This is a genomic window from Streptomyces sp. A0958, from assembly GCF_004795035.1.
In the GTDB taxonomy this organism is placed as follows: Bacteria; Actinomycetota; Actinomycetes; order Streptomycetales; family Streptomycetaceae; genus Streptomyces.
Window position 1 is genome coordinate 102,573 of the sequence record NZ_SSBK01000016.1, and the last position, 14,054, is coordinate 116,626.

13 protein-coding genes and 2 pseudogenes are annotated in these 14,054 nt (G+C 74.1%); 8 read left to right on the top strand and 7 right to left on the bottom strand.

Annotated features, from left to right (window positions below; translation table 11 throughout):
• Positions 1–79: 79 nt before the first annotated feature.
• Positions 80–1,042 (bottom strand): right-handed parallel beta-helix repeat-containing protein, encoded by a 963-nt coding sequence (locus E6P78_RS18010; RefSeq protein WP_136204621.1) that lies wholly within the window; start codon positions 1,040–1,042, stop codon positions 80–82.
• A 156-nt stretch (positions 1,043–1,198) separates the two neighbouring features.
• Here E6P78_RS18010 and E6P78_RS18015 point away from each other — a divergent pair, with 156 nt between their 5' ends.
• The 3 genes from E6P78_RS18015 (at position 1,199) to E6P78_RS18025 (ending at position 3,315) form a co-directional block, all read left to right on the top strand.
• Positions 1,199–2,137 carry a PAC2 family protein gene (locus E6P78_RS18015; protein ID WP_206307833.1) on the top strand — a complete coding sequence of 313 codons (939 nt, stop codon included), beginning with the start codon at positions 1,199–1,201 and terminating at the stop codon, positions 2,135–2,137.
• 137 nt (positions 2,138–2,274) lie between these two features.
• Complete coding sequence (gene coaE / locus E6P78_RS18020; protein ID WP_136204622.1) at positions 2,275–2,877, top strand: dephospho-CoA kinase; 603 nt, start codon at positions 2,275–2,277, stop codon at positions 2,875–2,877.
• Positions 2,878–2,946: 69 nt separating this feature from the next.
• The gene (locus E6P78_RS18025) at positions 2,947–3,315 is read left to right on the top strand and encodes a tetratricopeptide repeat protein (protein ID WP_136204623.1); all 369 of its coding nucleotides are present in this window, start codon (positions 2,947–2,949) and stop codon (positions 3,313–3,315) included.
• Between the two features lie 30 nt (positions 3,316–3,345).
• On the opposite strand, the gene E6P78_RS18030 is transcribed toward E6P78_RS18025, so the two are convergent.
• The 4 genes and pseudogenes from E6P78_RS18030 to E6P78_RS18040 form a co-directional block, all read right to left on the bottom strand.
• Positions 3,346–3,609, bottom strand: a complete 264-nt coding sequence (locus tag E6P78_RS18030; protein WP_136204624.1) for a DUF6343 family protein — start codon at positions 3,607–3,609, stop codon at positions 3,346–3,348.
• A gap of 161 nt (positions 3,610–3,770) precedes the next feature.
• Positions 3,771–4,121 carry a tyrosine-protein phosphatase gene (locus E6P78_RS33450; RefSeq protein ID WP_240799251.1) on the bottom strand — a complete coding sequence of 117 codons (351 nt, stop codon included), beginning with the start codon at positions 4,119–4,121 and terminating at the stop codon, positions 3,771–3,773.
• Positions 4,122–4,203: 82 nt separating this feature from the next.
• Complete coding sequence (locus tag E6P78_RS33455; RefSeq protein WP_240799253.1) at positions 4,204–4,479, bottom strand: hypothetical protein; 276 nt, start codon at positions 4,477–4,479, stop codon at positions 4,204–4,206.
• 38 nt (positions 4,480–4,517) lie between these two features.
• A pseudogene (locus tag E6P78_RS18040) lies at positions 4,518–6,032 on the bottom strand (hypothetical protein); the annotation flags it as partial.
• On the opposite strand from E6P78_RS18040, the pseudogene E6P78_RS18045 reads away from it, so the two are divergent.
• Positions 6,000–6,395: pseudogene (locus E6P78_RS18045) on the top strand (helix-turn-helix domain-containing protein); the annotation flags it as partial. The pseudogenes E6P78_RS18040 and E6P78_RS18045 overlap by 33 nt on opposite strands.
• A gap of 52 nt (positions 6,396–6,447) precedes the next feature.
• Positions 6,448–7,143 carry a class I SAM-dependent methyltransferase gene (locus E6P78_RS18050; RefSeq protein WP_136204625.1) on the top strand — a complete coding sequence of 232 codons (696 nt, stop codon included), beginning with the start codon at positions 6,448–6,450 and terminating at the stop codon, positions 7,141–7,143.
• A gap of 14 nt (positions 7,144–7,157) precedes the next feature.
• Here E6P78_RS18050 and E6P78_RS18055 read toward each other — a convergent pair whose 3' ends face one another.
• On the bottom strand, positions 7,158–7,505 hold the full coding sequence (locus E6P78_RS18055; protein WP_136204626.1) for a hypothetical protein: 348 nt from the start codon (positions 7,503–7,505) through the stop codon (positions 7,158–7,160).
• A gap of 257 nt (positions 7,506–7,762) precedes the next feature.
• Here E6P78_RS18055 and E6P78_RS18060 point away from each other — a divergent pair, with 257 nt between their 5' ends.
• From E6P78_RS18060 to E6P78_RS18070, 3 genes are all read left to right on the top strand, one after another.
• Positions 7,763–8,839 (top strand): slipin family protein, encoded by a 1,077-nt coding sequence (locus tag E6P78_RS18060; protein WP_240799256.1) that lies wholly within the window; start codon positions 7,763–7,765, stop codon positions 8,837–8,839.
• 336 nt (positions 8,840–9,175) lie between these two features.
• Positions 9,176–12,079: a DEAD/DEAH box helicase gene (locus tag E6P78_RS18065; RefSeq protein WP_136204627.1), complete on the top strand. Its 2,904-nt coding sequence runs from the start codon at positions 9,176–9,178 to the stop codon at positions 12,077–12,079.
• Positions 12,076–13,422 carry an SWIM zinc finger family protein gene (locus E6P78_RS18070; protein WP_136204628.1) on the top strand — a complete coding sequence of 449 codons (1,347 nt, stop codon included), beginning with the start codon at positions 12,076–12,078 and terminating at the stop codon, positions 13,420–13,422. The genes E6P78_RS18065 and E6P78_RS18070 overlap by 4 nt, the downstream gene beginning before the upstream one ends.
• 26 nt (positions 13,423–13,448) lie before the next feature.
• Here the strand turns inward: E6P78_RS18070 and E6P78_RS18075 are convergent, their stop codons facing one another.
• The gene (locus tag E6P78_RS18075; protein WP_136204629.1) at positions 13,449–14,039 is read right to left on the bottom strand and encodes a TetR/AcrR family transcriptional regulator; all 591 of its coding nucleotides are present in this window, start codon (positions 14,037–14,039) and stop codon (positions 13,449–13,451) included.
• Between the last annotated feature and the right edge of the window lie 15 nt (positions 14,040–14,054).

Consider the following 14,054-nt stretch of genomic DNA (forward strand, 5'->3'; position numbering starts at 1 on the left):
TCCGGCCGGTCATCGGCTGCGGTTGTAGGTGACCGTGAGGCCCGCTCCCCCTCGGGGAGCGGGCCTCACGCGTTCCTGCCTACGGGGTCACCGGGATGTTGGTCAGGCCGTTGCCGCCGGAGACGGTGTTGCTCGCGTAGACCGTCGTGGGGCAGCCCGTGCCGTAGTTGGTGACGTTGAACGCGATCCGCTTGTCGCCGGTCGCGCCCGACAGGTCCGAGGTGTTGTCCTTGAAGACGGTCCCGCAGCCCCAGCCGCTCTGCTGGGTGTGCGTCTCGTAGCCGTTGTTGGTCGTACGGGTGCCGTGGTTGCCCTGGACCAGGACGTCGTTGCCCTTCACGTCGACCCAGGAGTCGTCGTAGTTGGCGCCGGTCAGTCCGCTGCCGTCGAAGGTGTTGCCGACGACGCGGGTGCCGGTGGTGCCCTCCTTGATGTCGACGTTCTCGCCGCCGACGTCCGGCCCGATCGTGTTGTCCAGTATCCGCACCCGGTCGCTGTGGTCGGAGAGATCGCCGGCCGTGCCGACGTAGACGCCCTCGCCCATGCCGCGGCCGTTGTGCCCGGTGTCGTAGATCCGCGAGTTCCGGATGACACCGTCGCTGCTGGACGTGCGGAAGTGGACGCCCTCCATGTCGAGGTCGTGCACGGTCACCGATTCGATGACCACGCCGTTCGCGCCGTCGGTCACGATGCCCTTCTGGCCGCCGGTGACGGTGACGCCGCGCACCGTCCAGTACGAGGCGCCGTTGAGGTGCAGCCCGTAGCCGCCGCCGGCCGTCAGGACCGCCCCGGCGGAGCCGGTCAGTGTGATGCGCGCGGCGACGGTCGCGGGGACGAGCGCCTTGAAGTTCCCGGTGTACGCGCCGTCCGCGAGGTGGATCGTGTCGCCGGGGGCGACGGCGGTCAGCGCCGCCTTGAGCTGGGCGGCGGTGCTCACCTCGATGACGGACGCGGCGCCGGCGCTGCCGGCGCAGCCGAGGACCAGGCCGCCGGTGGCGAGGGCGGTGCTCACCAGGGCGGGGAGCAGGGTGCGGGTGTGCATGGGGGTGCCTTCCCGTGAAGGGGTGTCAGGATGTTCTGGCACTTGAGACTTCCCCCCGGCGAAGATCGGCAAGTTCCGCCGGGGAAAGGGCGTGTACGGGAATGCTCGTGATCCGCGGGACGTTCTTCCCCAGGAATACAAGGAGGAGCGGTAACCGTGCCTGATCCGCAGAGTTTGTACGAATGGGAGCCGAAGGGCCTGGCTGTCGTCGACATGGCGCTCGCCCAGGAGTCGGCCGGCCTGGTCATGCTCTACCACTTCGAGGGATACATCGACGCGGGTGAGACGGGTGAGCAGATCGTCGACGGCCTGCTGGAATCGCTGCCGCACCAGGTCGTGGCCCGCTTCGACCACGACCGCCTGATCGACTACCGGGCCCGGCGCCCGCTGCTGACCTTCAAGCGCGACCGCTGGTCGGCGTACGAGACCCCGACCCTGGACGTCCGCGTGGTCCAGGACGCCACCGGGGCGCCGTTCCTGCTGCTGTCCGGGCCGGAGCCCGACGTCGAGTGGGAGAGGTTCGCCGCCGCCGTCGAGGAGATCGTGGAGCGGCTCGGCGTCCGCCTCGCCGTCAATTTCCACGGCATCCCGATGGGCGTCCCGCACACCCGCCCCGTCGGCATCACCCCGCACGGCAACCGCACCGACCTGACGCCCGGCCACCGCAGCCCCTTCGAGGAGGCGCAGGTGCCCGGCTCCGCCGAGGCGCTGGTCGAGTACCGGCTGATGGAGGCCGGACACGACGTGCTGGGCGTCGCCGCCCACGTACCGCACTACGTGGCCCGCTCCTCCTACCCCGACGCCGCGCTCACCGCCCTGGAGGCGATCACGGCCGCGACCGGACTGGTCCTGCCGTCCATCGCGCACGCCCTGCGCACCGAGGCGCACCGCACCCAGACCGAGATCGACCGCCAGATCGACCAGGGTGACGAGGATCTGGTCTCGCTGGTCGAGGGCCTTGAGCACCAGTACGACGCGGTCGCGGGCGCCGAGACCCGGGGCAGCCTGGTCGCCGAACCGGCGGACCTGCCGTCCGCCGACGAGATCGGCCGCGAATTCGAGAAGTTCCTCGCCGAACGCGAGGGCGACGCCTGACCCGTGGCAGGTTCCTGCCCGCCGCCCCGCGCCTGGGGCCCTGTCGTCGCATTCCCGTCGTTCGCCCGGAGGGCGGCAGACGGGAATGCGACGGCAGGGCCTGAGAGCCGGGGGTGGCGGGCGCTAGGCTGCCGCCCATGCTGAAAGTGGGCCTGACCGGTGGCATCGGCGCCGGCAAGAGCGAAGTGTCCCGGCTGCTCGTCGGCCACGGAGCCGTCCTCATCGACGCGGACCGGATCGCCCGAGAGGTGGTCGAGCCCGGCACCCCGGGCCTCGCCGCCGTCGTCGCGGAGTTCGGCCCGGACATCCTGACCCCGGAAGGCACCCTGGACCGGCCCGCGCTCGGCTCCATCGTCTTCGCCGACCCCGGCCGCCTCGCCGCGCTCAACGCGATCGTCCACCCCCTCGTCGGCGCCCGTTCCGCCGAACTGGAGAAGGCCGCGGGCCCCGACTCGGTCGTCGTCCACGACGTGCCGCTCCTCACCGAGAACGGGCTCGCCTCCCTCTACGACCTGGTCGTCGTGGTCGACGCCGCCCCGCGGACCCAGCTCGACCGGCTCGTACGGCTGCGCGGCATGACCGAGGAGGACGCCCGCGCCCGCATGGCCGCCCAGGCCACCCGCGAGCAGCGGCGCGCCGTGGCGGACCTGGTCATCGACAACGACGGGCCGGTCGAGGAGCTGGAGGCGCAGGTGCGTGCGGTCTGGGCGGAGCTGGTACGGCGGGCCGAGACCGGCTGACCCCCGGGGCCGGAATACCGACGGCCGGGCCGATGTTCACCCCGGCACGGACGAGGGAAGGAAGCGACCGTGCCCGAGAGGAACCCGGAAACCGACGTCATCGACTTCCGCGCGGCCGAACAGCTGCTCGCCGCGCGCGACCCCCGCGGCGCCGTGCGGCTGCTCGATTCGGTGATCGCCGCCCACCCGGAGAACACCGCGGCCCGTCTGCTGCGCGCCCGCGCGTTCTTCGCGGCCGCGCAGCTGCGCCCCGCCGAGCTGGAATTCGAGCTGGTGCTCGAACGGGAGCCGGACAACGCCTTCGCGCACTTCGCCCTCGCGCGCACCTTCGAGCGTTCCGGCCACCCCGAGCGGGCCGTGCGCCACTTCCGGCTGGCCGCCGCGCTCGACCCGAAGCCGGAGTACCTGCGGGCGGCCCGCTTCGACACGAAGGACTGACGGCCCCCAGCGTCTGCGGACTGACGGCCCTCAGCGTCTGCGTTTCCCGCTGCCGGGCTCGTCCGGCGGCTCGGAGCGGCCCGGCTGCGTGCCGTGACGCAGCCGGTACACGACCACGCACAGGTCCGCGAGGACCAGCGCGAGCAGCACCCCGCAGACCGCCGCCCAGCCGGTGCGGCCGTTCACGGCGAAGGCAGTCACGCCGAAGACGGCCCAGGCCAGTCCCCACAGACTCAGCCAGAGCCGCATCCGCAGCGGACTGCGGGCGGTCGTCGGTTCATTGCCGGTACGCATGGCATCGCCTCACCTACCCAGCATGGACCCGCGGCGGTGCATGTGCAGCGGGGGCGATCGGGGCCGCACTGGGGCGGCCGACGGCCTCGCTGCGGAGTTCGAGCACGCCGTCGACCGGCCCCACGACCGCTGCCCCGGCGGCCGGGAGCCGGGGATACGGCTCAGTCGGTCAGCATCTTGGCGCGCAGCGTCGTCACGGTCGCCGCGTCAAGCTTCAGCCCCTCGCGTACGTACGTGTCGAAGTCGCCGTAGATGTGGTCCACCTCCGCGAACGCGGCGCGCAGCCAGCTCAGTTCGACGGCCCTCGGGTTGCCGGTGTACTGGTTGCTGGCGAGGAAGTCCGCCTCGACCGTCTCCCGGGGGACGCCGAGCAGGGTCAGCAGGACGGCGGTGCCCCAGCCGGTGCGGTCCTTTCCGGCGCTGCAGTGGAAGACCGTGGCGCCCGAGGTGTTCGTGGTGACGGCCGTGACGAGGTCGCGGAAGGCGTAGTCCGCGCCCACGAAGTTGACCATGAACGGGTAGCCGATGGACTGGCCCAGGTCGGACGAGCCGGAGAAGAGCGCCCGGCCTCCGGGAGCGTCCCGGGGGCCACGGTCAGCGAGCCGGTCCCGGTGCCGTGCCGAGCGCGGTGCCGGTGGTGGCGTCGGGCGAGGTCACGGCGGTGACGGTCACCGATCCGGCGGGCGAGGCCCAGGAGAGGGTGTGGCCGCCGTCGGCCGTGCGCGCGGCGGTGGCCGCCGTGAACGGTACGGCGGACTGCGCGACGGCCGACGCGGCCGCGGGCGGCGCGGCGAACGCGGCCGGCGCCACGGCCGTACCGGTGAGGAGGGCGGCCGCGAGGGCGGCTCCGGCTATGCGGTGCGTACGCATGGTGCTCCTTGTCAGGTCCCTGTAGGGCAGGGGAGGCGTCAGGAGGTCGGTGAGGCGGTGCACGGGGTGGTGCCGCAGACATTGATGACACGGCCGGTGGTCAGGAAGGTGGCCTTCTGCTGACGCGCGGCGGGCGAGTTGCGGGGATCTTCGTGCGGGTCGTGCCCGTAGGCCGGCCCGGCGGGCGGGGTGTTGCTGACGGGGGGCGTGGGCGTGCCGCTGTCCCAGACGGTCATGGCCGAGCCCCGGTAGGGCAGGTGGCCAGGCCCGATGCGGCGGATGCCCCAGTACGGGACGGTGTCCGGGCTCCGGCCGGCGGTGAGCGCGGGGGAGAGCAGCCGGGCACCGATGGTCCGCGCCTCCACGTCGGCCGCCGCGTTCGCGACCTGGTGGTCGCCGTACGCGATGTGCATCAGGACCTGGTGGTGGTCGGTGAGGTGGTTCGCGTACGCGTTGGTCTCGCCCCGGTCCCAGACCATCTGGAACAGCTGGAGGACCAGCTGCCGGCGCAGCTCGTCCGGGTAGGCGACGTCCAGGACCCGCTGGAACGGGGCGAGGTCGGCGCTGCGGTCGAGGAGCAGCCCGTAGTTCATGCCGGTGACGCCGAGCACCCCGCGCCGGATGTCGGACGAGGCGGCGACCAGGGCCCCGCCGAGGATGCCGCCCTGGCTGTTCCCGTCGTACGCCAGACCGTGCCGGATGTCGACGAGCGGACGCCCGCCGGCGGTACGGAACGCCGGGTCGCTGGTCAGGCCCTTGGCGTGGATCAGGGCGCGGCCGAGGAACAGGGCGTTCAGCATGCCCTGTTCGCTGCGCTCGGGGACGGCCGGGAAGAGGTTCGGGTCGGCGAGCGCGGCCAGCACGACGGGGACGTCGTCCTTCGCCATGCCGATCCAGTCGGTCGCGCAGAAGGTGAAGTCGTGCTCGGCGGCCATGTCCTTGACGTTGCCCGCGCCCACCTCGTTGCGGGAGCCGAGCAGCCCGTGCCCGTGGAGCGAGGGCCGGGAGGGGTTGCGGAACGCGGCGCGCGGGATCTCGCAGCGGAACGTGGCGAGCTGGGTGGCGAGCGGGAGCCTGCGCGGGGTGCCGTCGCGGTCGCGGTGGAGCACGGAGCCGGGCGGGCCGCCGGGCCGGTCCAGATAACCGGGGACGGTGAGCTGCCCGGTGACCTCGCGGGCGATCCGGGGGTCCTGGTCCGCGGTGAAGTCCCTGACCCCGGTGACCGTGAAGTCGGGTGAGCGGTTGCCGAGGCGGCGGAACGCGTCGTCGCGGATGGTGAAGAGGTCGCCGGTGAGGCCGCGGGTGGAGGCGACCGTGAAGTCCCAGGCCAGATTGAGCCCTTGGGTGCCGACTCCGGCCCTGCGCAGGGCGGTCAGCGCGGGTCGCAGCCGGTCCTGGCGGGCGCGCAGCGGATCGTGCGCCGGCAGCCGTTTCCCGGCGACGGCGGCGAACGGGGCGGCGGCCGGGATGGTGCGGCCCGCGCCGTCCCTGAGCCGCCGCAGCGCCACTGCGTAGTGGTGGCCGCCGCCGAGACCGCGGAACCGGCTGGGGTGCCCGCGGCGGTGGCCCGTAACGCCGAGATCGTCGACCTCGTCGCCCGTACCGGACGGGCCCCCGGCCTCTACCGGCTGGCCGACGTACTGCTGGAGTACCAGCTGAGCAGGCCGAGCGAGGCGCTGCGCGGGCTCGCGGGCCTCCTCAACCCGCTGGAGGCCAAACCGGAGCTGCTGCACACGCTGGAGACGTACCTCGGGCACGGGCTGGACCGCCGGGCCGCGGCAGCCGCGCTGCACGTCCACCCCAACACCGTCGACTACCGCATCCGCCGCATCGACCGCCTCACCGGCCCCTCCCCGGCCCGCCCCGCCGACCTCCAGCACCTGAGCGCGGCCCTGGTCGCGCGCCGCTCGGTGTGAGACCCCGGAAGCGGGCCGGGAACGGCCGCGAATGAACGCTCGTTCGTCCCGTATGAGCGGACAACTGGTACGTGAGGGTTACTCAGGGACGGGGCCGGGCGCCATCACCCCGGACGGCTGCGCGGTCGAGTTGTACACACGGCTGGCGGTGGGCGACGAACCGGACGTGATCGAGGCGGCCGTCCCCGCCGGGGCGAGCATCCTGGAACTGGGCTGCGGGGCGGGCCGGGTGACGCATCCGCTGGTCGAGCGCGGCTTCCGGGTCACGGCGGTGGACGAGTCGGCGCAGATGCTGGAACAGGTGCGCGGCGCGCGGACGGTGTGCAGCCCCATCGAGTCGCTGGAGCTCGGGGACGAGACCTTCGACGTGGTGATGCTGGCGTCGTTCCTGGTGCACTCGGGCGATCACCGGGTGCGCGACGGGCTGCTGCGGACCTGCCGCAGATATGTGCGCGACGGGGGCGCGGTGCTCATCCAGCGCGAGGGCGCCGACTACCACGACGCCCTCCCGCGCGAGCGCGTCCACCCCGCCGGTTACACGGTGCGCATCGTCTCGTCGGAGCCGGTCGGGGACGGGGTGCGCTCGGTGCGCGCCGAGTACGAGTTCGACGACGCCCGGTGGACGCAGACCTTCCTGTCCCGGGAACTGACGAAGGAGGCGTTCGAGGGGTACGTGGCGGCGGCCGGTCTGAGGGTGGACCGCTATCTGACGGACGACGGCATCTGGGTGCGGGCCGTGCCCGCGTAGGGGCGTCGCGGCGGTCAGTGGACGGTGGTGAAGCTGCGCCAGGGCTGCGCGCTGGACGGGTTGACGTCGGAGAACGTGGTGGCCAGATACGTCGTGCCCGGTCCGGTGCAGTCCGGTGTCCGGTACAGGACGATGTCGATCAGGGTGTCGTTGGCGACCTCTTTCGCACCCCCGTGGGCGAGCCGGTGGCAGCCCTTGACCAAGGGGCTGTTCACCTCGACCACGGCGTCCCGGTCGGTCGTGTAGATGACCGGACCGACCGCGGTCCGGCCGAGGCTCGAACAGCCTGCGACGGTGAGGGTCAGGAACACGGCCTGGGCGGCGATGCCGAGCCGGCGGCGTCGGCGGTCGATCACGGGCATGGCGGGGTCCTCGTCTGTCTCGTCACCACGCACACCGCGGTGCACGCGCCGGTGTACGTGCCGGTGCTGGTCACCCTGCCCGCTTCCCCGGACCCCGGCATCCGGGAGTCGGCCGGGTGGGGGAGAGGGACGAGGACGGGCGTGCGAAGAGCAGTTCGACCCACGGCAAAACCGGGCATACCGTGGTAACAGCGCCCTGCGGGGTGCGAGGAAGTGTGAGTAGCGGGTCCGGTTCTTTCGGCTGGCAGGGGGCCGTCATGGTCCAGGAACTCCTGATCGCGGTGATCGTGGTGGTGGCGGCGGCCGCCCTGTACATGGCGTGCGCCGCCCGGATCGTCAAGCAGTACGAACGGGGTGTGGTCCTCAGACTCGGCCGGCTCCGCGACGACGTGCGCGGGCCCGGGTTCACGATGGTGCTGCCCGGTGTCGAGCGGCTGCGCAAGGTCAACATGCAGATCGTCACCATGCCCGTGCCGGCCCAGGACGGGATCACCCGGGACAACGTCACGGTCCGGGTGGACGCGGTCATCTACTTCAAGGTGGTCGACGCGGCGAGCGCGGTCGTCGAGGTCGAGGACTACCGCTTCGCGGTCTCGCAGATGGCGCAGACGTCGCTCCGTTCCATCATCGGAAAGAGCGATCTGGACGACCTCCTCTCCAACCGGGAGAAGCTGAACCAGGGCCTGGAACTCATGATCGACAGCCCGGCGGTCGGCTGGGGCATCCAGATCGACCGGGTCGAGATCAAGGACGTCTCGCTGCCGGAGACGATGAAACGCTCCATGGCCCGCCAGGCCGAGGCGGACCGTGAGCGGCGCGCCCGGGTCATCAACGCGGACGCGGAGCTCCAGGCGTCCAAGAAGCTGGCCGAGGCGGCGTCGGAGATGTCCGCCGAGCCCGCGGCGCTCCAGCTGCGACTGCTCCAGACCGTGGTGGCGGTCGCGGCCGAGAAGAACTCCACGCTGGTGCTGCCGTTCCCGGTGGAGCTGCTGCGCTTCCTGGAACGGGCCCAGCCGGGGCCGGCGCCGGAGCAGACCGCGCCGCCGCAGACGGCCCGGCCCGAGCGGCCCCAGCAGGCGGCGACGGGGGCCGAGCAGTCCGGCCCGCCCGCGCCGCCCGAGCCGCCGGTGACGCGGTCCGCGCCGCCGGAGCAGCCGCCCGAGCCTGGCCCGGATGTGGTGCAGGCGCCGGACGCGGCGGGGTCGCCGGACCCTATGGGGTCGCAGGCGCCGGACCCGGTGGGGCCGCAGGCGCCGGACCCTGTGGGGTCGCAGGCGCCCGACCCCGCGGCGTCGCAGACACCCGGCGCGTCGCAGCGGTTCGCCAGGCACTGACCGGTTACCGATGGCTCCGGCTGCTCCGGCTGCTCCGGAGCGGCCGGAGTGACCGGAGCAGCCGGAGCGACCCGGGGCCACCTGGGCGCCCCGAGCGACCGGAGCCGCCGGAGCCGCCAGAGGCACGGGTCAGGCTCGTGCCGCCCGCGCGGCCCCTTCCCCGGCCGCCGTCGCACGACCCGTACGAGCTGCGGGAACGGCGGCGGCCGGTCCGTTGTCAGACCCCCCGCCTAGACTCGCGAGTCAGAGGATTCGATTCCGAGGATTCCCGTGCTGACCAGGCACGGAGCATGAGGACGCGGCCCGGGGCCGCGCGTCACGGGAGGGGAGGGACCGGTGGGCACCGCATCACCGCCGCAGGACGCGGACGACGGCCGTCTGCTGCGCTGCGCCGCCGTCTTCCTGCCCGGTACGCCGCCCCGCCGGGGGCGCATCGCCTTCTGGGACCCGCAGGACGCCCCGCTGCCCGCGGGAGCGGACGGCGGTGCCCGGAGCGAAGAGATCACGGTGGTGCGGCCGTACGGTGACGAGGGCGAGGTCCGCCGGCACACCGTGCCCGCCCTCCTGCTGCCCGTCGCCGAAGCCCTGCCCCTGCTGGCCCGCGCCCGGCACCTGCGCTCCGCCCACCCCGCGACCCGGTGCTGGGGGGCCGCCGCCCTGCACGCGCTGCATCTGGTGGCCGGCGGCCGTACGCTCCCCGGGCTGACGGCCGACGACCACGACGCCTGGCGGGCCGGCCCCCGTGACGCCGGGGACGTCGCCCACCTGCGGGCGGTGGCCGCCGCCCTGCCGTGGCAGGGGTACGCCGTTCCCCTGCCCGACCGGACCCCGCTGCGGCTCCCCGACCCCGAAGCGCTCATCGGCTCCTTCCTCGATGCGGTCGCCGACACGCTGCCCCGTACCCCCGCCGCCGCGTTCGCCATGGGCGCGCCCTTCGCCGCGCCCGAGCCCCAGCACCTGCCCGGGGCGCGGGAGTGGGCCGTGGAGGTCGCCTCGGGGCTGGACGCGGGGGTGCGGGTCTCGCTGCGCCTGGACCTCTCCGCGTACGAACTCTTCGACACGACCGGCCCCGCCGACACGGCGTACGACCCCGAGGACACCGCACCGGACGACACGGCCCCGGCCGCCGCACGGCATGCCGCGGCCGCCGTGACCCAGGTCCACAGCCTCGCCGACCCCACCCACGTGGTCGACGCCGCCGCCCTGTGGGCCGGCGAGGTGGGCGAGCCCTTCGGCCCCCGGGCGCGGGTCGACACCGCGCTCGCCCTGCGCCGCGCCGCCCGGGTCTGGGCCCCGCTCGAACGGCTGCTGGACCAGCCGGTGCCCGACGCGCTGGCCCTCGACGAGGACGAGCTGTACGAACTGCTGGGCGACGCGGGGGCCCGGCTGTCCGCCGCCGGGGTGAGCGTGCACTGGCCCAGGGAACTGGCCCGCTCCCTCACCGCGGCGGCCGTGGTCAGACCCGCACCCGGGACCGCCACGGACGGCACCTCGTTCTTCGACGCCGAACAGCTCTTCGCCTTCAACTGGCAGCTCTCCCTGGGCGACCAGCAGCTCACCGAGGCGGAGATGGACGCGCTCGCCGAGGCCCACCGGCCCGTGGTGCGGCTGCGCGACCAGTGGGTCGTGGTCGACCCCGCGCTCGTACGCAAGGCGCGCAAGCGGGAGCTGGGCCTGCTCGACCCCGTGGACGCCCTGGCCGTCGCCCTGACCGGCAGCGCGGACGTGGACGGCGAGCAGGTCGAGGCGGTGCCGCTCGGCGCGCTGGCCCAGCTGCGTACGCGCATCCTCGCCGACCACGCACCCCTCGCCCCGCCGCCCGGACTCCACGCGACGCTCCGCGACTACCAACTGCGCGGGCTCGCCTGGCTGGACCGGATGACCTCGCTCGGCCTCGGTGGCTGCCTCGCCGACGACATGGGCCTCGGCAAGACGATCACCCTGATCGCCCTCCACCTGCACCGCGCCCACCCCGCGCCCACCCTGGTGATCTGCCCCGCGTCCCTGCTGGGCAACTGGCACCGCGAGATCAACCGCTTCGCACCCGGGGTGCCCGTGCGCCGGTTCCACGGCACCGGCCGCACCCTCGCCGGAGCCGACGGCGGCTTCGTCCTCACCACGTACGGCACGATGCGCTCCAGCGCGGCCGAACTGGCCGCCCACAGCTGGGGACTGGTCGTCGCCGACGAGGCGCAGCACGTGAAGAACCCCCACTCCTCCACCGCGAAGGCCCTGCGCACCATCCCCTCCCCGGCGAGGGTCGCCCTGACCGGCACCCCCGTGGAGAACAACCTCTCCGAGCTCTGGGCGCTGCTCGACTGGACCACGCCAGGACTGCTCGGCCCCCTCAAGGCGTTCCGGGCCCGCCACGCCCGGATCGTGGAGAACACCGGCACGGCGGCGGGCCTCGGCAACGACGAGGCGGTGGAACGGCTCTCCCGGCTGGTCCGGCCCTTCCTGCTGCGCCGCAAGAAGTCCGACCCCGGCATCGCGCCCGAGCTGCCGCCCAAGACGGAGACCGACCACCCCGTCTTCCTCACCCGCGAACAGGCCACGCTCTACGAGGCCACCGTGCGCGAGACCATGGCGTACATCGAGGCGTCGGAAGGCATCGCCCGGCGCGGACTGATCATGAAGCTGCTGGCCTCGCTCAAACAGATCTGCAACCACCCCGCGCAGTACCTGAAGGAGGACCAGGCCCGCCTCACCGGCCGCTCGGGCAAGCTCGCCCTGCTGGACGAACTCCTCGACACGATCCTCGCCGAGGACGGCTCCGTCCTCGTCTTCACCCAGTACGTGACGATGGCCCGGCTGCTGTCCGCGCACCTCACCTCGCGCGCGATCCCGTCCCAGCTGCTGCACGGCGGCACCCCGGTGCCCGAGCGGGAACGGATGGTGGACCGCTTCCAGTCCGGCGAGGTCCCGGTCTTCCTGCTCTCCCTGAAGGCGGCCGGCACCGGCCTCAACCTCACCCGGGCCGCGCATGTCATCCACTACGACCGCTGGTGGAACCCGGCCGTCGAGGAACAGGCCACGGACCGCGCCTACCGCATCGGCCAGACCCAGCCCGTCCAGGTGCACCGGCTGATCGCCGAGGGCACGGTGGAGGACCGCATCGGCGAGATGCTGCTCGCCAAGCGCGCCCTGGCCGACGCCGTCCTAGGCACCGGCGAGAGCGCGCTGACCGAGCTCAGTGACCGCGACCTGGCCGACCTCGTCTCCCTCCGGAGGCCGACATGAGCCCCACGCCCGCCCGCCTCGGCGCCGGCGGCCCCGCCCCCGGACCGTCCGGCGCCGCCCGCCGCGACGCACGGCCCGCCGCCCGTTCCCGCCCGGGCCCCGACGACCTGCGGCGCACCTTCGAGGCCGTGCCCGCGCGCACGTCCGGCGAGGACGAGCCGTTCGCGGAGAGCTGGTGGGGCCGGTCCTGGGTGGCGGCCCTGGAGTCCCTGTCGACGGACGCGCCGAGGCTCGCTCGGGGCCGGGCGTACGCGGACGGCGGGCACGTCGCCGCGATCACCGTCACCCCGGGGCACGTCGTCGCCTACGTGCACGGCAGCCGCCCCCGCCCCTACCGCGCCGAGCTGCGACTGCGTACGTTCACCGACGCCGACTGGGACACCCTGCTCGACGCCGTCGCCGCTCGCCCCGGCCACCTCGCCGCGCTGCTCGCCAAGGAGATGCCGCACTCCCTGGCCGACACCGCGGCCGCAGCCGACGTCACGCTGCTGCCCGCCCCCGGCGACCTCGACCCCGCCTGCACCTGCCCCGACCGCGGCCGGCCCTGCAAGCACGTGGCGGCCCTTTGCTACCAGATGGCCCTTCTCCTGGACACCGACCCGTTCGTCCTGCTCCTGCTGCGCGGCCGGGGCGAGCGCGCCCTCCTGGAGGAGCTGGGCCGGCGCAACGCCGCGCATTCCGCCCGGGAGCGGCCCGCGGCCCCCGACACCCCGTCCGTACCGGCGCGGGAAGCGCTCGCCGGCCGCTTCCTGCCGCCGCTGCCCGCGCCCCTCCCGGTGGCGCCGCACCCGGGCCGCCCGCCCGCGTACCCCGCCCTCCCCGGCGCCCGGGACCCGCTCGCCCTGGACCAGCTCGCCACGGACGCGGCGGCCCGGGCCCACGCGCTGCTCACCACCGGCCGCGACCCGCTCGCCGGCCTCACCGCCTGGCAGGACGCGGTCCGCCTGGCAGCCGCCGGCCCCACCGCGGGGCTCACCGCCACCACCCGCGCCCTCTACCGGGAGCTGGCCTCCGCCACCGGCCGCAACACCACGGACCTGGCCCGGGCCGTTGCCGCCTGGCGCCAGGGCGAGGCCGAGGGGCTGGCGGTCCTGGAGACACCGTGGGACCCCCCGGCGGGCCCCTTCGACCGAGCCCGCCCGGCCCTCGCCGCCGCCGGCTTCCCCCGCTTCCAGCCCTGGCGCAACCACCTCACCCACCCCGGCAACGGCCTCCAGCTCCGCTTCGGCCGCGACGGCCGCTGGTACGGCTACGAGTCCGACCCCGGCGAGGACGAGTGGTGGCCCCGCGCCGCCCCGGGCCCCGACCCGGTGACCACACTCCTGGAGCTGACCGGCGGCTGAAGGGCCCCGGCTCCGCATCCGGCGGTTCAGGCCCCGCGCCGGGCGGGCAGCACGGCGTCGACGGCGGCAGCGGCGAAGCCGGGCGGAACGGGCTCGTCGCGGAGCAGCGCCCGCACCCAGACGGCTCCGGCGATCAGGTCGAGCAGCAGCATCGGATCGGCATCCGGGGGCAGTTCGCCGCGCGCGGCGGCCCGGGTGAACACCGGCTGCTCGCGGGAGAAGCGGTCGGCGAAGAAGTCCCTCGCCAGGGAGGCGAGCCCGTCGTCCGGCAGGCCCGGTCCCGAGGCCACGGCCCGCACGATCGCCCGGCTGCGTACGCCCGTGACCAGGCCGATCACCTGGTCCGTGAGGGCGATCAGGTCCCCGCGCAGGGAGCCGGTGTCGGGGATCTCGACGTCCAGGACCCGGGCCCGGAGCAGGGCCGCGTGCAGCAGCGCCGCCTTGGACGGCCACCAGCGGTAGATCGTCGTCTTGTTGACCCCGGCGTCCTGGGCGACGGCCTCGATGGTGAGCCCGTCGTAACCGCGCTCGGCGAGCAGGCGCAGCGTGGCATCGAAGATCGCCTCGGCGGCGCGGGGGCCCTTGCCGGGGCGGGGGTGCGAAGGCGGGGCGGACATGGCGGCTCCAGAGAA